Source organism: Microbacterium sp. NPDC006705 (assembly GCF_044903545.1).
GTDB classification, from domain to species: Bacteria; Actinomycetota; Actinomycetes; order Actinomycetales; family Microbacteriaceae; genus Microbacterium; species Microbacterium plantarum.
Genome location: NZ_JBJDQQ010000001.1, coordinates 1812870 through 1830098 on the forward strand (window position 1 = coordinate 1812870; position 17229 = coordinate 1830098).

The following is a 17229-nucleotide window of genomic DNA, read 5'->3' on the forward strand; positions in this document are numbered from 1 at the left end:
TCAGTCGACGAGGTCGTGGCGGACGATCACGGCGTCGCGGGCGGGCCCGACGCCGATCACCGAGATGCGCGTGCCGCTCATCTTCTCTAGCGCCAGGACGTACTCCTGGGCCGCGGTGGGGAGATCGTCGAACGTGCGAGCCGTCGAGATGTCGTCCTTCCACCCGGGGAAGTACTCGAGGACCGGCTTGGCGTGGTGGAAGTCGGACTGGTTGACCGGCACCTCGTCGAATCGCTGACCGTCGACGTCGTAGGCGACGCAGACCGGGATGCGGTCGAGGCCCGTGAGGATGTCGAGCTTCGTGAGCACCAGGTCGGTGATGCCGTTGATGCGCGTCGCGTAGCGCGTGATCGGGGCGTCGTACCAGCCGACGCGGCGGGGGCGGCCGGTCGTCGTGCCGAACTCGAAGCCACGCGAGCGGAGGAAGTCGCCGTTCTCATCGAACAGCTCGGTCGGGAACGGACCAGAGCCGACGCGCGTCGTGTACGCCTTGACGATTCCGACGATGCGGTCGAGGCGGTTGGGGCCGACGCCCGATCCGGTCGCGGCACCACCGGCGGTGGCCGACGACGAGGTGACGAAGGGGTACGTGCCGTGATCGACGTCGAGCATGGTGGCCTGACCGCCCTCGAAGACGACCACGTCGCCGTTGTCGAGCGCCTCGCTCAGCAGCAGGCCGGTGTCGCAGACCATCGGGCGCAGGCGTTCGGCGTACGAGAGCAGGTCTTCGACGATCTCGTCGGCGGTGATCGCGCGGCGGTTAAAGACCTTGACCAGCAGGTGGTTCTTCTGGTCGAGGGCGCCCTCGACCTTCTGCCGCAGGATGTTCTCGTCGAACAGGTCCTGCACGCGGATGCCGACGCGGTTGATCTTGTCGGCGTAGGCCGGCCCGATGCCGCGGCCGGTGGTGCCGATCTGACGCTTGCCGAGGAAGCGCTCGGTCACCTTGTCGAGCGTGCGGTGATACTGCGTGATGAGGTGCGCGTTGGCGCTCACCTTGAGCCGGGAGATGTCGAGCCCGCGCGCCGACAGCGCCTCGAGCTCGGCGAACAGCACCTCGAGGTCGACGACGACGCCGTTGCCGATGACGGCGTTGACGCCCGGCGAGAGGATGCCGCTCGGCAGCAGGTGCAGGGCATACTTCTCGTCACCGATGACGACGGTGTGCCCGGCGTTGTTGCCGCCGTTGAACTTGACGACCCAGTCGGTGCGGTCGCCCAACAGGTCGGTGGCCTTGCCCTTGCCCTCGTCGCCCCACTGGACGCCGACGATGACGATTCCCGGCATGCGGATCTCCCTTTCTGTCGAGGAGGGATTGCACCCCATCCTATCGACACGGACGCAACCCCCTTACGGAGATCGCGGCGCGCACGCCAGGGTGATGACGCAGATCGGATGTATCGATCGAACGCGCACGGAGGAGGGTCTCATGCACCACCGGCTCGCCGCAGCGGTCGGCGCGGTCCTGTTGCTGCTGACATCGTCGTTCGCGCTCACGGGGTGCGGGCTGTCGATCCCCACCGACCCGTCGGGCACGCTCGCCACGGTCGAGGGCGGCACACTGCGGGCCGGGGTCTCCCCCGACGGTGAATGGGGGCAGGTCGACGGCGACGAACCGCAGGGCAGCGAGCCCGATGCGATCCGAGCGTTCGCCGACTCGCTCGACGCCGACGTGGAATGGACGGTCGGCTCGGAGGAGGCACTGGTGCGCGAACTCGAGGACGGCGGGCTGGACCTCATCGCGGGCGGCATCACCGACCAGACGCCCTGGACCGACAAGGCGGGAGTCACGCGCCCGTATGCCGAGGCCACGGCGAAGGACGGCAGCACGCTCAAGGTCGTCATGCTCGTGCCGCTCGGCGAGAACGCGTTCCTCTCGCGCCTCGAGACCTTCCTCTCGGAGCGGGCGAAGGCGGGCGAGCTGTGAACCGGTCGGAGGTGCGATTCGGGCAGACGGAGCTGCCGCAGCGTCAGGTCGAGGTGCTGCGTCGCGCCGTGCGGCTCGAATGGGTCACGATCGGATTCCTCGCGGTGACGGTGACCCTCGTCTTCCTCGTGCTCGGCAATTCCCAGGCGATGAAGGCGGCGTGGATCGAGGATCTGCTGTCGTTCATCCCGCCGCTGGCTTTCCTCATCGCGATCCGGGTCAACCGGCGCCGGCCGACGCTCAAGCATCCGTACGGCTATCACCGCTCGGTCGGGGTCGGCCACCTGGTGGCGGCCGTCGCCTTGACCACGATGGGCACCTACCTGATCGTCGAGTCGGCGATCGGGCTGCTGAGCGGCGAGCACCCGACGATCGGGACGGTCGAGCTGTTCGGCGCGTCGATCTGGCTCGGGTGGCTCATGATCGGCGTCATGGCGATGACCGCCGTGCCGCCCGTCCTCCTCGGGCGCGCGAAGCTCAAGCTGGCGCGCGAGCTGCACAACAAGGTGCTCTACGCGGATGCCGATATGAACAAGGCCGACTGGATGACGGCCGTCGGCTCGATCGTCGGCGTCACCGGCATCGGTCTCGGCCTCTGGTGGCTCGACGCGGCAGCGGCGCTGTTCATCGCGGCGGGCATTCTGCGCGACGGGCTGAAGAACCTGCGGGCCGCGATCGTCGACCTCATGGATGCGCGGGCGACGACCTTCGACGACGCCGAGCCGCATCCTCTCGCGGGCGAGATCGACGCGTACCTCGCCGGCCTGCCGTGGGTGTCGGCCGCGGGCAGCCGGGTGCGCGACGAGGGCCATGTGTTCCACGTCGAGTCGTTCGTCGTGCCGCGGGACGGGCGGATGCCGAGCCTCGGTGAGCTGGAGGCGGCGCGCGAAGGCTGCGTCGAGCTCGACTGGAAGGTGCAGGACATCGTGCTGGTGCCGGTGCGCGAGCTGCCGATCGTCGTGCCGGTCAGCGAGTGACGAGCTTGCGCAGCGCCAGACAGCGAGAAGATGCCGGAATCGGCGGACCAGTTTCCACCGCTGTCTGAATCCATCGGGTCACTGACAGTATCGAGTTCGTGAGGCGCGACTATCTGGGGCGTGCCGCGCTGGCGGCATCCGCGATGTTCCTGCCGGGGATCGGCAGCGTCGTCATCCTGCTGATCATGGCGACGGCCTACTCCGACGACGTGCAGGCGGCGATCGGCCTGGGCGGTTCGACCGCCGCGATCGTGACGGTCGTGGCATCTGGTTTCGTGGTCACCACCATTCGTGCACGCACGGCGGGACGCTCCCTCCAGGGCGAGCTGACGGGGGCCGTCGGGGCAGCGATGCTCCTGCTGCTCGCATCGATCGCGATCGCCTTGCTCAGCCCGGTGCTCTCCCGCTCGGACGCGGGCGGGTTCTTCGCCGCCTACTGGATCGCCACCATCCCGGCGACGGTGCTCACCCCGATCGGCTTCGTCTTCAACGGAGCGTTCCAGGCGCTGCACCGCGACGGCACGAACCTGATCACCGCGGTCACCGGGACGCTCGTGAAAGCGGCCGTCGCGGCGGTCGTCGTCGTGCTCGGCGTCTCCCCGCTTGCTGCCGTCGCGGCAGTGGGGGCCACGACGTCGGTCGCGTCGATCCTGGGGGCGCTGGTACGGGGATCTCAGCTCGCGCGGGCGGACATGATCTCGTGGCCCATGTTCGCGGCGGCGACGCGCGAAGCTCTCGCGCACCCCGTCGCGGTGGTCCGCTCGCTCGGCGAGCGTGCCGCGGCGTCGGTCGACGGGCTGGTCTTCCTGGTGACCTTCACCGCGGCGATCCTGGTGGCCACAGCGCACTCCCCCGCAGACGGTGCTGTCGTCGCGCTCTCGGTGGCCGTGATGCGCTCGGTCATCGTCCCGCTGAAGCAGTTCGGCGTGGTGGGCGCGAGATTCGTCATCGCCGAGCGCGGTCGCGAGCGCGCGGACGCCATGCGTCTGTCGACGGTCCAGACGAACTGCTTCGTCCTGCTCGCGGCGATCGCGGTGGCGCTCACGATCTCGCGCCTCGCTCTGCCGGTCTTCGACCAGCTCGGCTGGCTGGTCATCGCGATGATGGCCGTGCAGCTGCTCATCGAACCGTGGGCAGGCGTCCTCTACTCCTACCGGAAGATCGCGCTGTCGACGGCGGCCGGGCTGCCCGCCCTCGTCATCGCGTACGGGGCGGTGGCCGGCCCCGGGTTGACGCTGCTCGCCGTCACGCGTTCCGGCTCGGCGGAGGCCATCTGGGCGGTCCTGCTCGCGACACGCGTCGTCTTCGCCATCCTTTTGGCCTGGACTCCTCGCATATCGATGCCCGCAGGTCCAGACTGGCGTCGCGGCGTCATCCGCCGCAGGCGGGATGCGACATGAGACCTCTCCGGTACTCGATCAACGTGACGCTCGACGGCTGCTGCCACCACGAAGCGGGGCTGCCGCCCGACGAAGAATCGATGGACTTCTGGACGGCGCAGATGGCGGGCGTCGACGCGCTGCTGCTCGGGCGGGCGACGTACGAGATGATGGCGGCGGCCTGGCGGCGGCCGCCTTCGGGCGAGTGGCCCGACTGGATGGATGACGCCGAGGTCAGGTTCGCCGAGGCCATCGACGGCGCGCGGAAGTACGTCGTGTCGTCGACCCTCGCGGACGCCGACTGGAACGCCGAGCTGATCTCGGGCGACCTCGAGACAGCCGTTCGCGCGTTGAAGGCCGAGCCGGGCACCGGCCTCTGGGTCGGCGGCGTCACCCTGCCGACCGCCCTGGCGAACCTCGGCCTCATCGACGAGTTCGAGTTCCTCGTGCAGCCGGTCGTCGCGGGGCGTGGACCGACCCTGCTCGCCGGCTTGGACCGGCAGATCCAACTCGACCCCGTCGACCGTACGGCGTTCCGGTCCGGTGCCGTGGCGACGCGATATCGGGCCCGGAACCCGTAAGGCGCGCGCCGACGCGAACCCCTGTTACGACAGGTGTCGCCGGATGACGCGCGGCCTTGGCGCCGCTCGGGCCGAGGTCGACAGTGGGCTCATGTCTCACCGCATCCATCTCGCCGTCGCCCTCGAGCGGGCCGGCTGGCACCCCGCCGCATGGCGTGATTCCGGCCTCTCGCCACGGTCACACACGACACCGCGGCACTGGGCGGACCAAGTGCGTCTCCTCGACGGGGCGGGCGTCGCTTTCGCGACCATCGAGGACGCGCTCACCCTGACCGACCGATTCGAGGACCCGAACGCCCCCGACCCGCGACGCCTGCACGGGCGCATCGACGCGGTGCTGCTGGCCTCGGCGCTCGCGCCGCTCACCCAGCGGATCGGCCTCATCCCGACGGTCACGACGACGCACACCGAGCCGTTCCATGTGGCCACCGGCATCCAGACGCTCGACTTCGCCAGCCGCGGCCGCGCGGGCGTGCGCCTCGTCGTCGGCGGCTCGGCCGCCGAGCGGGCGAACTTCGGGCGCCGCGGCGAGATCGACCTCGAGACCGGGTTCCGCGAGGCGGGCGAGGTCGCCGACGCGCTCGGGCGCCTCTGGGACTCGTGGCAGGACGACGCCATCATCCGGGATGCCGCGAGCGGACGCTTCGTCGATGCCGACCGCATCCACAACATCGACTTCGCGGGCGCGTTCTTCTCGATCACCGGCGCGTCGATCGTGCCCCGCTCGCCCCAGGGCCGCCCGATCATCTCGGTGCTCGCGCACCAGACCGTGCCGTTCCGCCTCGCGGCCGAGCACGCCGATGTCGTGTTCATCACGCCTCACGATGCGGCCGCGGCGACCGGCATCCTCGCCGAGCTCGACGGAGCAGCCGCCGAGCTGCGCCGCGCTCGCGAGCGGCTGCGAGTGTTCGCCGACGTGATCGTGCTGATCGAGGAAACGTCGACCGCCGCCCGCGAGGCGCTCGCGCGGCTCGACGACCTGGCTGGGGCCGAGTTCCACTCCGACGCGCGCATCGTCGCCGGCACGCCGACCGAGGTCGCCGAGCACCTCCGCGCCCTCGCCGAGACCGGCGTCGACGGCGTGCGGCTGCGTCCCGCACGTCAGCCCGACGACGTCGTCGCGATCGCGGAGCGCCTCGCCCCGCTGCTGCGCGCGACCCGCGTGCTGCGCGACGACGACGCGGCCACCCTGCGGGGCCGGCTCGGCCTGCCGCGGCCCGACAGCCGGTACGCCGCCCCGACGCACGATTCCGCCCCGGCACGAGAGAAGGTCGCCCTGTGAGCCGTTCGCCCCGCCAGATCCACCTGGCCGCCCACTTCCCCGGCGTGAACAGCACGACGGTCTGGACCGATGCCGCCTCGGGAAGCCAGATCGACTTCGCGGCCTTCGAGTACTTCGCCCGCACGGCCGAGCGCGGCTTCTTCGACTATGTCTTCCTCGCCGAGGGCCTGCGGCTGCGCGAGCACAAGGGCCGCGTGCACGAGCTCGACGTGCTCGGACGGCCCAACACCCTCGCGATCCTCGCTGCGCTCACCGCGGTCACCGATCACGTGGGTCTCGTCGGCACGCTGAGCACGACGTTCAATGAGCCGTACGAGCTCGCCCGCCAGCTCGCGACGCTCGACCACCTGTCCGGCGGCCGCGCCGGCTGGAACGCCGTGACGAGCTCCGACGCGTTCCATGGCGCGAACTTCCGCCGCGGCGGGTTCCTCGACCACGCCGATCGGTACGAGCGCGCGAAGGAGTTCGCCGCGCTGTCGAAGAAGCTCTGGGACTCGTGGGACGAGGGTGATGCGCTGCCGCGCCGCATCCGTCATTCCGGCCCGCAGTTCGACGTCGACGCCCTCTTCGATGTCCCCCGCTCGCCGCAGGGGCGCCCCGTGATCGTGCAGGCCGGCGACTCCGCCGACGGGCGCGACTTCGGGGCCGAGCACGCGGAGGTCATCTTCTCGCTGCACCAGGACTTCGACACCGCCCGGGTGTTCTACGACGACGTCAAGGGGCGCCTCGCCGCCTGGGGTCGCGACGAGGACTCGCTGAAGATCCTGCCCGCCGCGACCTTCGTCATCGGCGACACGGACGCCGAGGCGCGCGAGCGGTCGCGTGAGATCGCTCTGCAGCAGGTGCGGCCCGAGCAGGCGCTGACCTACCTCGAGCAGGTGTGGGGTCGCGACCTCAGCGACTACGACCCCGACGGTCCGCTGCCCGACGTCGAACCCGACACTGGCTCGGAGACCGCGCGCGGCTGGGCGAATCGCCACAGAGCCGTGCAAGCGCGCATCGCGTCGCTGCGGGAGCTGTCGGAGGCCGAGGGGCTGAGCGTGCGCGAGCTCGTCATCCGGCTGACGGCGAAGCACACGTTCGTGGGCACGCCCGAGCACATCGCGGGCGAGATCGACCGCTACGTGCAGGAGCGGGCGACCGACGGCTTCACCGTCGTCGGCCACCTGACCCCCCACGGCCTCGACGAGTTCGCCACGCGCGTGGTGCCGCTGCTGCAGGAACGTGGGTCGTACCGCGACTCGTACGACGAGGGCGCGACGCTGCGCGACCTGCTCGGGCTGCCGGCCACGGTGCCCGCCGCTGCGCCGGTGCGATGACGCGGCGGTTCGCGTGAGCGTCCATCGGCTCGTCTTCGTGGGCGCCGGCCCGCGCGCGATCATGCTCCTCGAGCGGATCGTCGCGCGGTTCGGCGTCACGGCGGGCGCGGCCGACGCACGCGCGGTCGGCGCACCACGCCTGCACGTCGAGCTGATCGACCCGCATCCCCCCGGTGCCGGCCGGATCTGGCGGCGAGCGCAGTCGCCGCTGCTGAAGCTCAACTCGATGGCGCGCGACGTCACGGTCTTCACCGACGACAGCTGCGCGATCGATGGACCGATCCGTCCGGGGCCCTCGCTCATCGAATGGGCCGGACTCTGGCGCAGCGGCGAGCTGGCCGCGACCGGACGGGGCATCGAGATCGACGACGAGGTGGTGGCGGCCGAGGCGCGCGGTCTGCGCGGCGACAGCTTTCCCACGCGGCGGCTGCACAGCTACTACCTGGAGTGGTTCTCCCGCCGCACGATCGCCGAGGCGCCGGCAGGGGTCACCGTCCGCTGGCGCCGCGACACGGTGGTGCGGGTGAGCGAGGCGAACCGGGTCACGCTGGCGAGCGGTCTCGAACTCGAGGCCGACGCGGTCGTCTACGCGGTCGGTCACAACGGACGCGAACCGGATGCCGCGACCGCGCAGCTCGCGGACGCCGCACGGCGCGCGGGGCTGCAGTACGTCCCGCCCGCGTTCACCGCCGATGCCGACCTCTCGCACCTCGGGGCGGGCGAGGACGTGATCGTCCGGGGCATGGGACTCGCTGCGGTCGATCTCGTCGTGCTGCTGACACAGGGCCGCGGGGGTCGCTTCCTCGAGGAGGGCGACGGGCTGCGGTACGTGCCGTCGGGAAGCGAGCCGCGCCTGCATCTCGGGTCGCGGCGGGGCGTGCCCTACCGCTCCAAGGTGTCGTCGACGCTGCGGGGCGAGGCGCCCCAGCGCGAGGTGCTGACGCCCGCGGCCATCGAGGCGCTGCTCGCGCGGCCCGGCGAGGTCGACTTCGAGGCGGACGTGTGGCCGCTCATCGCGGGCGAGCTGCTGCACGGGCACTACCGAGAGCTGTTCACGGGGCACCCCGACCGCGTCGTGGGTGACTGGGCGTCGTTCCGCGCGGTGCTGCATTCCCACGCGTGGGACGACCCCGCGCTGCTCGACGCGATCGCGGCGGCGGTTCCCGACCCCCTCGACCGTTTCGACGTCGCGTCGCTGGATCGGCCGTTCGCCGACGCGACATTCGAGGGCCGCGACGATGCGCACGGGCGCGTGCGCGAGCACATCGTCACCGACCTGCATCTGCGCACGGCCCCGGAACGCAGCGCCGCGCAGGGCGTCTTCCTCGCCGCGCTGCTGTCGTTCCTCGCCCTTTCCGAGATCCCTGCGGAACGATGGAACGAGCACTCGCGGACGGTGTCGCTGCCGGTGCGGTGGCACACCTTCTTCAGCTACGTCGCCAGCGGCCCGCCCCCGCATCGCCTCCGGGAGCTCTTGGCCCTCGCGGATGCGGGCGTCGTGCGGTTCCTCGGACCGGGAGTCGACGTGCGCGTCGAGCCGGGGCGCGGCTTCATCGCGTCGAGCCGTCGTGTTCCCGGCGAGACGGTCGCCCGCAGCCTCGTCGACGCGTGGCTGCCCGGGCCGGGGGCTGCCGCCAGCGACAATCCGGTGCTCCGCGCGCTCGTGGAACGGCAGGGCTCCGCGCTGCGGGTGCTGACCGACGCCGACGGCCGGGTGCTGGAGCGGGACGGCGTGCCTGCGGCATCCGTCTTCGCGATCGGCCCTTTCACGTCGCTTCCGGAGGGCGGGGCGTTCACGCGCCCGAACTCGAATGCCCTGTCGATCCGCCAGACCGACCGCACGGCCGGGGCTGTTCTCGCGGCACTGGTGTCGCTGGTTAGGGTAACCTAACGTTCGGTCGGGCTCCCGGCCGAACACCCTCCAGCGTTCAGGATCACGCATGCGCACCGCTCTCTCCCGTTCCGGGGGCCGCCTCGCCGCGGCCGCCGCCGCCCTCGCCATCGCCGGAGCCGGGCTGGTCGCCTGCTCGCCCGCTGAGTCGGGAACGAGCGCGTCGCCCTCGACGGCAGGCGACGCCTCGGGGGCCTTCCCGGTCACGATCACGTCGGCGCTGGGCGACGCCGTGATCCCCGAGAAGCCCGAGCGCGTCGCGACGTGGGGCTGGTCGGCGCAGGATGCCGTGCTCGCGCTCGGCGTCGTGCCGGTCGCGATGCCCGCCTTCGCCTACGGCGGCGTCGACGGCGTGCTCCCGTGGGACGCCGATGCGATCGCCGAGCTCGGGGGCGAGACGCCGACCCTCCTCACCGGCGGCGACACGAGCGAGCCGAACATCGAGGAGTTCGTCGAGGCCCGTCCCGACGTCATCCTCGCCCCCTACTCGGGCCTGACACAGGAGCAGTTCGACGCCCTGAGCAAGGTCGCGCCCGTCGTGGCCTACCCCGACCAGCGCTGGGCGACCTCGTGGGAGGACCAGACCGCCATCGTCGGACAGGCGCTCGGGATGTCGGATGAGGCGGCCGACCTCGTCGCTCAGGTCGACTCGGACATCGCCGACCTGGCATCGCAGCATCCCGCGCTCGCAGGGAAGTCGTTCGCCTACGGGGCGAACAACCAGCCCGAGATCCTCAACGTCTTCCGTGACGACGACCCCCGCGTGCAACTGCTCACGCAGCTGGGGATGACGGTCGCGCCCTCGGTCGAGGAACTCGCCCCTGACGGCGACGACAGCTACTTCTACCAGCTGGGCTTCGAGAACCTGAACGCTTTGAAGTCCGACGTCCTCGTGGCGTACTTCGGCACGCAGGCCGACGTCGACGCGTTCGTCGCCGACCCGCTCGTCGCCGCGATGCCGCAGGTGCAGCAGGACCGCTTCGCCCCGATCGTCGGCGAATCGTTCGTCATGGCCTCGAGCGCCCCGACGGTGCTGTCGATTCCGTGGATGCTCGACCAGTACGTCCCCCAGCTCGCAGCCGTCGCCGAGCGTGTCGGCTGACACCCTCGCGCTCTCCCGGGGCAGGGACCGCTCCTCGCGGTCACTGCCCCGTCGGCGTGTCTGGGCCGGGGCCGCGGTCGCCCTCGCGCTCGCGGGTGTCGTCTTCGCGAGCCTCGCGATCGGGACATCCGAGATCCCGCTCGACACCGTCTGGCACGCGCTGACGGCGTATGACCCCGCCGATCCGGAACACATCGCGATCATCGAGAAGCGCCTGCCGCGGACGATCGTCGGTATCGTCATCGGCGCTGCGCTGGGACTGTCGGGCACGATCGCCCAGGGGCTGACCCGCAACCCGCTCGCCGATCCCGGCATCCTCGGTGTCAATCAGGGCGCAGCGCTCGCGGTCGTCACGGCCATCACCGTCTTCGGCGCCACGGGCCCCGGCTCGTACCTCTGGTTCGCAATCGGCGGCGCCGCGATCGCGGCCGCCGTCGTCTGGGTGCTGTCGTCGCGGGGACGCGACGGGGCGACCCCCGGCAAGCTCGCGCTCGCGGGAGCAGCCGTGTCGGCGGCGCTGTTCTCACTCGTCTCGGCCGTCCTCATCGTCAGCCGCGAAGCGCTCGACGCCATGCGGTTCTGGCAGGTCGGCGCCCTGGCCGGGCGCGGCCTCGACGTGCTCGTCCCGGTGCTGCCGGTCTTGATCGTCGCGGCCGTCGTCGCCCTGTCGGCCGGGCGGACCCTCAACCTCTTCGCGCTCGGCGATGAGACGGCTGCGGCGCTCGGCTTGCGCGTGAACCGCGCACGCCTGCTGCTCGCGGTGGTGCTCGTCGTCCTCGCGGCGGCGGCCACGGCCGTTGCCGGCCCCATCGCGTTCGTCGGCCTCGTCGTCCCGCACGTCGTCCGCGGCATCGTGGGTGCGGACTACCGGTGGATCCTGCTGTTCGCAGCGCCGGTCGCCGCGATCCTCCTCGTCGCGGCAGACGTCGTGGCCCGGATCGTCGCTCGACCGGGCGAGCTGCAGGTCGGCATCGTCGTCGCGGCGATCGGTGCACCCTTCTTCATCGCGCTCGTGCGGCGCGGACGGATGGTGGGACTGTGACGACGGCGACGGGCACCGGCCCCGCGGCGATCACACGGCCCCTCCGCCTGGCCTCCGTTCGCCGCGTCGCGATCGTCTCGGCGAGCGCCGCCGCTGTCGTGGCCGTCCTGTTCGGGATCGCGCTGCTGCTCGGGCCGGCCGCGCTCGCACCGGCGGAAGTGATCGAGGCGATCACCGGCCGAGCCCAGCCGGTCGTCTCGTTCGTCGTGTGGGAGTTGCGGATGCCGCGCGCGCTCGCGGCCGTCGTCGTCGGCGCCTGCCTGGGGGCAGCCGGCGCCGTCTTCCAGTCGGTGCTGCGCAACCCGCTCGCAAGCCCCGACGTGCTCGGCGTCACGGCTTCGGCCGGTGCCGTCGGTGTCGCCGGGGTACTCGGGTTGGGAGCCAGCGGCATCGCGCTGACAGGTCTCGTCGCCGGTGGGTCGGTCGTCGCCGCGGTGATCATCGGCGTCCTCGCCTGGCACCGCGGGCTGCACGGCATGAGGCTCATCCTCGTCGGCGTCGGATTCTCCGCGTTCGCGACGGCGCTGACCGGAACCGTACTCACCCGCGCCGAGATCCGCGACGTGAGCGTCGCATACACGTGGCTCGTCGGCAGCCTGGGCGGCTCGTCGTGGGAGGTGGTCGGCACGAGCGGGGTCATCGCTCTCGCGGTCTTCGCCCTGCTGGGCCTGCAGGCGCGGGGTCTGCGGGGGCTGGAGCTCGACGACGCAACCGCCGCGGCGCTGGGCGTGCGCGTGCAGCGGGTGCGCGTCGGCGTTCTGCTCACCGCCGTCGTCCTCGCTGCGATCGCCGTCGGCGCGAGCGGACCGATCGGCTTCGTCGCCCTGATGGCGCCGCAGATCGCGCGGCGCCTCGTGGGGCCGGGGTCGATCTCAATCGTGGCCTCGGCCGCCGTCGGCGCCGCCCTCGTCAGCGCGGCGGATCTCATCGCGCAGTACGCCGTGCCCGGCATCCCTTTCCCCGTCGGTGTCGTGACGGGCGCGATCGGCGCACCGTATCTCGCCTGGCTGCTCACCCGTTCCGATCCCGCTCGCCCTGGAGGCATCCGATGACCGCCGCCGACCACCGACTGAGCGCCGAGTCGATCACCCTCGGCTATGACGGACGCACTGTCGTCGACGAGCTGTCGCTCGTCGTGCCGACCGGACGGATCACGGCGATCGTCGGGGCGAACGCGTGCGGCAAGTCGACGCTGCTGCGCGCGTTGGCGCGGCTGCTCGCTCCTGCAGCCGGAACCGTCCTGCTCGATGGCGCAGACATCCGGTCGCGCCCGACGGCCGAGGTAGCGCGGGTGCTGGGACTTCTGCCGCAGTCGCCGGTCGCGCCGGAGTCGATTCTCGTGGCCGACCTCGTCGCCCGCGGGCGGTACCCGCACCAGAGCTGGCTCCGCCGGCGCGCGTCGGAGGACGACGCGATCGTCGATGCGGCAATGCGCACGGCGGGGGTGAACGACCTCGCCGACCGTTCCGTCGACACGCTCTCGGGCGGTCAGCGTCAGCGCGTCTGGATCGCGATGGCCCTCGCGCAGCAGACCGACCTCATGCTGCTGGACGAGCCGACGACCTACCTCGACATCAGCCACCAGATCGACGTGCTCGACCTCCTCGTCGACCTCAACCGCGAGCGGGGGACCACGGTCGTGATGGTGCTGCACGAGCTGTCGCTCGCGTGCCGTTACGCCGACCATCTCGTCGCGATGTCGGGTGGCCACATCGTCGCCGAGGGAGCGCCGTCGGACATCGTCACCGCGGACCTCGTGCGCGAGGTCTTCGGGATCGACGCGATCGTCATCCCCGACCCGGCATCCGGTACACCGCTCGTCTCGCCGCTCGGTCGCCACCGCCGCTGACCTGCCCCTTTCGGCCGGGCGCGCCGGAGCCGGGGTCAGGCCGAGACCGTCACCAGGACGCGCTGCCAGCCGCTCGAGCCGTCGGGAGCGATCGGGGCGCGCTCCTCGATCTGCGTGTCGCCGTCCTTGTTGACGGCGCGCACCTCGACGTAGTGGGTTCCCGCCTCGGCCTGCCACTCGAGCATCCACTGCACCCACGTGTCGGCGTTGATCGGGTTGGAGAGCGTCGCAGCCTGCCAGTCGCCGTCGTCGATGCGGACCTCGACACGTTCGATGCCCACGGTCTGAGCCCAGGCCATTCCCGCGATCGCGACGCTTCCCGCCGCCACCGGGGTGCCCGTGCGCGGCGTGTCGATGCGGGAAGAGAACTTGATCGGCGCTTCGGCCGCGTAGCCGCGCGGGGTCCAGTACGCCTCATCGGCCTCGAACGTCGTGACCTTGAGCTCGGTGACCCACTTCGTCGCGGAGACGTAGCCGTACAAGCCGGGAACGACCATGCGCACGGGGAATCCGTGCTCGAGCGGAAGCGGCTCGCCGTTCATCTTCACGGCGAAGATGGCGTCCCGCGCATCGTCGGTCAAAGCTTCCAGCGGAGTGGATGCCGTGTAGCCGTCGACGCTCTTCGAGAGCACCATGTCGGCGCCGGACTGCGGGCCGGCCATGCGCAGGATGTCGCGGATCGGGACGCCCTGCCAGATGGCGTTGCCCACCAGCCCGCCGCCGACCTCGTTCGAGACGCAGGTGAGCGTGACCGCATACTCGTCGAGGCCCATGCCGACGAGGTCGTCGAAGCTCAGCTCGACGCGCTGATCGACCATGCCGTCGATGACGAGGCGCCACGTGGTGGGGTCGACCGAGGGGACGGTGAGCGCCGTGTCGACGCGGTAGAAGTCCGCGTTCGGGGTGATGAGCGGCGAGATGCCCTCGACCTCGAGCTCGGCGCCGTCGGGGATCGTGACCGTCGACCGGGGTTCGGGGATGCGCAACTCACGGCGGAGCGCGTCGACCGAGGCCGTCGTCGCATTGAGCAGGCGGGCTCCGACGCCGACGATCACGGCCGCGAGGCCCACGCCGCCCGTCGCGACGAGGAACGAACGACGGCCGAGGCCGCGCTGCTCAGCGGCCGGCGCGGCCGGGGTGTCGGCCTCCGCGGCATCCGTAGCGCCCGCCCAGCGCCGGAGGCGCGTGATGAGGAGAACGAGGACGAATACCCCGACCAGCGTTCCGATCACCGGCGGAACGAACGCCAGCGGGCTGGCTCCGGTGCGGGTGATGATGGCAGCGGTCGAGATCACCCCGGCGAGGGCGATCACGATGACGCCGAACGGCCGCACGAAGAACTGCAGGATGCCGGCGACCGCGGCGGCGATCACGACGGCGAGCGCGAGACTGCCGAGCAGGACGACCTTGTCGGCCGAGCCGAAGGTCGCGATCGCGAACTCCTTGAGCGGCTGCGGCACGATGTCGATGACGAAGGCACCCACCGCGAGGATGGGGCTGCTCTCGCGCGCGACGAGGAGCGCGATCAGTTCGGCGACGGCGAGGAAGGCGGCCGCGCTGACGATGCCCGCGAGGGCGCTCCACAGGCCCCAGACCCAGCGCCGACTCTTCACCTGGTTCGCGGATGCGGTTGATTTCGCCATCGCTGTCGCCTCTCGATCGGCAGATCACTCGTACCGTGCATAGTTCTTCGTCGCCGAGCCCGCAACGGATGGAAATCCGGCGGAAACGGTGCGTGCTCGGCGGCGGGGACGGGGTGGGGCGGAGGCTAGAGGGGCTTGGCGAAGCAGCGGGAGAACGCGTACTCGGTGTACGGCGCGTAGATCGGGATGGGCGTGTAGCCGAGGCGTCCGTAGAGCTCGACGGCGTCATGCTGGCGGTCGCCGGTCTGCAGGATGACGCGTTCCGCGCCTCGATCGAGAGCGATGCGCTCGAGCTCGGCGAGCAGCGCCCGGCTCGCGCCGAGACCGCGGGCACGGGGGTGGACGTACACGCGCTTGATCTCGAGATCCCGGATGCCGTCGTGCTCGAGGTCGCGGAGTGCGCCGTGGCCCACGGCCTCGCCCGCGGCATCCGTCACGAGCACCGTCGCGACGATCGTCGCGGGGTCGATCGCGAAGGCGCGAGCGGACCGGGCGGCCGCCTCGGGATCGGCGTCGTCGAAGCGGTCGGCGTAGCGCGGACCGACCTCGCGGTCCATCTCGGCGCGCAGGGCCGCGGCACGCGGGTCGTCGTAGTCGATGTGCTCGAACAGCCACGTCATGGCCGAGACGCCGGCAGTGGTGCGGGTTCCCGCGCGGGGCTCCGGTGCGAGGTCGTATCCGAACGCGAGCAGGTCGACGAAACGGCCCGGCTCGACCTCGATCCGGCCCTCCCGCTCGGGCAGGCGCGTGAAGCCGAGCTTGGCGTACAGCGCGTGCGCGGCGGTCATCTCGGGCCCGCTGTTCATGACGACGCGATGCGATCCGCGCTGCCGGGCCAGCTCGATGACGTGCCGGGTGAGCGCCTCGCCGACTCCTCGGCCACGGGCTTCGGGGGCGACGGCGAGCTGGCGGAAGTCCGTCTCGCCGGGCCGCGCGACGCCGGCGAGCGGACGGTTGGGCCGAGCGACCCAGACGGTTCCGAGGATCCCGCCGTCATCCACCGCCACCCACACATCTCCGATCCGCACGCGGGCGGCGACGTCCCTCAGCGAGTCGAGGTACTGCTCCGAGAGCCGGTCGTAGCTGTGCTGGTAGGCGCGTGCGGTCAGCTCGCCCGCCCGAGCGAATTCCTCGGTGCGGACGAGCCGGATGGTGAGCGCTGTCGCGGTCGATGTCACGAGGCGACGCTACCTTTCACCGCGACCTGTTCACGACGCATACCCGTTCACGACGCGGGGAGTCCGGGCGGGTTGATCTCGCTCTTCTCGATGCGCTCCGACTCGAGGCCCCACGTCTCGAGGACCTCGTCGTACTGCCCGCCCTCGATGATGGCGTTGATCGCGATCGACACCGGCTCGATCAGGCCGTTGCCCTTGGCGGTCGCCGCGGCGATGTTGGCGGTCTGCGGCCAGCCGCCGGGCACGAGTCCGACGAGCTTGGTGTCGCCGGTCTCCCGGGCCGACCAGGCCGAGGTTGCGTTGGGGCCGAAGGTCGCGTCGACGCGGCCGGACTGCAGCGCGAGGACGGCGGCGGCGTTGTCGTCGTAGTACTGCAGCTCGGCGGGAGCCTCGCCGGCAGCTTCGAGCTCCTCGTTCCAGGCGAGCAGCACCTGCTCCTGGTTGGTGCCCGAGCCGACGACGATCTTCAGACCGGAGATGTCGGCGGACTCTTCGATCTTGTCGATGTCGCTGTCGGCGCGGACGTAGAAGCCGAGCAGGTCCTCGCGGTAGCTCGCGAAGTCGTAGAGCTCCTTGCGCTCTTCCGTGACGGTGACGTTCGAGGTGATGAGGTCGTATTTGCCCGACTGGATGCCGAGGGGCCAATCGGCCCACGCGACGACCACCGGGTTGTACTCGAGCCCGAGCGCTTCGGCGATGAGCGATCCGATGTTCGGCTCGGTGCCCGCGGCCTGGGTCTCGCCCTCGGGGATGTAGCCGAGCGGCGGCAGGTATGCGGAGTGCGCGACCGTCAGCTTCCCCTCTTCGACGGGCTCGAACCCGCTCACCTCGAGGGCGGCGACGGCCTCGGCGACGGGTTCGTCGAGGTGCACCCAGTGGATGTCGTCGGTCGCGACGTTGGCCGTGGCGGGTGCGGGCGCCGCGGCCTCGGCTTCGGCGGGTCGGTTGAGGTTCACGGCGGTGACGATGCCGCCGACGATCGCCGCGACCGCGACGACGCCGAGTCCGGCGGCGATGCCCTGCTTCTTACTGATGGCCATGCTGTGGGTCTCTCTCGAA

15 protein-coding genes are annotated in these 17229 nt (G+C 71.2%); 11 read left to right on the forward strand and 4 right to left on the reverse strand.

The window, feature by feature from the left end; all coding sequences use genetic code 11:
- Positions 1 to 1287: an adenylosuccinate synthase gene (locus ACI2K6_RS08595; protein ID WP_274178070.1), complete on the reverse strand. Its 1287-nt coding sequence runs from the start codon at positions 1285 to 1287 to the stop codon at positions 1 to 3.
- Between the two features lie 142 nt (positions 1288 to 1429).
- Here ACI2K6_RS08595 and ACI2K6_RS08600 point away from each other — a divergent pair, with 142 nt between their 5' ends.
- From ACI2K6_RS08600 to ACI2K6_RS08650, 11 genes are all read left to right on the forward strand, one after another.
- Positions 1430 to 1927 (forward strand): transporter substrate-binding domain-containing protein, encoded by a 498-nt coding sequence (locus ACI2K6_RS08600; protein ID WP_404568411.1) that lies wholly within the window; start codon positions 1430 to 1432, stop codon positions 1925 to 1927.
- Positions 1924 to 2904 carry a cation transporter gene (locus ACI2K6_RS08605; protein ID WP_274178068.1) on the forward strand — a complete coding sequence of 327 codons (981 nt, stop codon included), beginning with the start codon at positions 1924 to 1926 and terminating at the stop codon, positions 2902 to 2904. The genes ACI2K6_RS08600 and ACI2K6_RS08605 overlap by 4 nt, the downstream gene beginning before the upstream one ends.
- A gap of 98 nt (positions 2905 to 3002) precedes the next feature.
- Entirely contained in the window at positions 3003 to 4304 is a 1302-nt protein-coding gene (locus tag ACI2K6_RS08610) for a hypothetical protein (RefSeq protein ID WP_274178067.1), read from the forward strand.
- Positions 4301 to 4864, forward strand: a complete 564-nt coding sequence (locus tag ACI2K6_RS08615) for a dihydrofolate reductase family protein (RefSeq protein WP_404568412.1) — start codon at positions 4301 to 4303, stop codon at positions 4862 to 4864. The genes ACI2K6_RS08610 and ACI2K6_RS08615 overlap by 4 nt, the downstream gene beginning before the upstream one ends.
- Before the next feature lie 91 nt (positions 4865 to 4955).
- Positions 4956 to 6146: an LLM class flavin-dependent oxidoreductase gene (locus ACI2K6_RS08620; RefSeq protein ID WP_404568413.1), complete on the forward strand. Its 1191-nt coding sequence runs from the start codon at positions 4956 to 4958 to the stop codon at positions 6144 to 6146.
- Positions 6143 to 7465, forward strand: a complete 1323-nt coding sequence (locus tag ACI2K6_RS08625; RefSeq protein ID WP_404568414.1) for an NtaA/DmoA family FMN-dependent monooxygenase — start codon at positions 6143 to 6145, stop codon at positions 7463 to 7465. Before ACI2K6_RS08620 ends, ACI2K6_RS08625 begins: the two co-directional genes overlap by 4 nt.
- A gap of 13 nt (positions 7466 to 7478) precedes the next feature.
- Positions 7479 to 9356: an FAD/NAD(P)-binding protein gene (locus tag ACI2K6_RS08630; protein ID WP_404568415.1), complete on the forward strand. Its 1878-nt coding sequence runs from the start codon at positions 7479 to 7481 to the stop codon at positions 9354 to 9356.
- 49 nt (positions 9357 to 9405) lie between these two features.
- Positions 9406 to 10458 (forward strand): iron-siderophore ABC transporter substrate-binding protein, encoded by a 1053-nt coding sequence (locus ACI2K6_RS08635; protein ID WP_404568416.1) that lies wholly within the window; start codon positions 9406 to 9408, stop codon positions 10456 to 10458.
- The gene (locus ACI2K6_RS08640; protein ID WP_274178061.1) at positions 10448 to 11500 is read left to right on the forward strand and encodes an iron ABC transporter permease; all 1053 of its coding nucleotides are present in this window, start codon (positions 10448 to 10450) and stop codon (positions 11498 to 11500) included. The genes ACI2K6_RS08635 and ACI2K6_RS08640 overlap by 11 nt, the downstream gene beginning before the upstream one ends.
- The gene (locus tag ACI2K6_RS08645) at positions 11497 to 12552 is read left to right on the forward strand and encodes an iron chelate uptake ABC transporter family permease subunit (protein ID WP_274178060.1); all 1056 of its coding nucleotides are present in this window, start codon (positions 11497 to 11499) and stop codon (positions 12550 to 12552) included. Before ACI2K6_RS08640 ends, ACI2K6_RS08645 begins: the two co-directional genes overlap by 4 nt.
- Positions 12549 to 13349 (forward strand): ABC transporter ATP-binding protein, encoded by an 801-nt coding sequence (locus ACI2K6_RS08650; protein WP_274178059.1) that lies wholly within the window; start codon positions 12549 to 12551, stop codon positions 13347 to 13349. Before ACI2K6_RS08645 ends, ACI2K6_RS08650 begins: the two co-directional genes overlap by 4 nt.
- 35 nt (positions 13350 to 13384) lie before the next feature.
- Here ACI2K6_RS08650 and ACI2K6_RS08655 read toward each other — a convergent pair whose 3' ends face one another.
- The 3 genes from ACI2K6_RS08655 to ACI2K6_RS08665 all read right to left on the reverse strand — a co-directional run bounded on the left by ACI2K6_RS08655 (position 13385) and on the right by ACI2K6_RS08665 (position 17210).
- Positions 13385 to 14992, reverse strand: coding sequence for a molybdopterin-dependent oxidoreductase (locus ACI2K6_RS08655; protein ID WP_274178058.1), 1608 nt, complete (start codon positions 14990 to 14992; stop codon positions 13385 to 13387).
- 125 nt (positions 14993 to 15117) lie between these two features.
- Complete coding sequence (locus ACI2K6_RS08660; protein ID WP_354451656.1) at positions 15118 to 16170, reverse strand: GNAT family N-acetyltransferase; 1053 nt, start codon at positions 16168 to 16170, stop codon at positions 15118 to 15120.
- Positions 16171 to 16217: 47 nt separating this feature from the next.
- Complete coding sequence (locus tag ACI2K6_RS08665; RefSeq protein ID WP_274178056.1) at positions 16218 to 17210, reverse strand: ABC transporter substrate-binding protein; 993 nt, start codon at positions 17208 to 17210, stop codon at positions 16218 to 16220.
- Positions 17211 to 17229 lie beyond the last annotated feature (19 nt).

Excerpts from the sequence above, each read along its gene's own strand:
- ACI2K6_RS08665 (WP_274178056.1), bottom strand. The coding sequence starts at position 17,210 with ATGGCCATCAGTAAGAAGCAGGGCATCGCCGCCGGACTCGGCGTCGTC.
- ACI2K6_RS08595 (WP_274178070.1), bottom strand. The coding sequence starts at position 1,287 with ATGCCGGGAATCGTCATCGTCGGCGTCCAGTGGGGCGACGAGGGCAAG.
- ACI2K6_RS08650 (WP_274178059.1), top strand. The coding sequence starts at position 12,549 with ATGACCGCCGCCGACCACCGACTGAGCGCCGAGTCGATCACCCTCGGC.
- ACI2K6_RS08655 (WP_274178058.1), bottom strand. The coding sequence starts at position 14,992 with ATGGCGAAATCAACCGCATCCGCGAACCAGGTGAAGAGTCGGCGCTGG.
- ACI2K6_RS08620 (WP_404568413.1), top strand. The coding sequence starts at position 4,956 with ATGTCTCACCGCATCCATCTCGCCGTCGCCCTCGAGCGGGCCGGCTGG.
- ACI2K6_RS08615 (WP_404568412.1), top strand. The coding sequence starts at position 4,301 with ATGAGACCTCTCCGGTACTCGATCAACGTGACGCTCGACGGCTGCTGC.
- ACI2K6_RS08635 (WP_404568416.1), top strand. The coding sequence starts at position 9,406 with ATGCGCACCGCTCTCTCCCGTTCCGGGGGCCGCCTCGCCGCGGCCGCC.
- ACI2K6_RS08600 (WP_404568411.1), top strand. The coding sequence starts at position 1,430 with ATGCACCACCGGCTCGCCGCAGCGGTCGGCGCGGTCCTGTTGCTGCTG.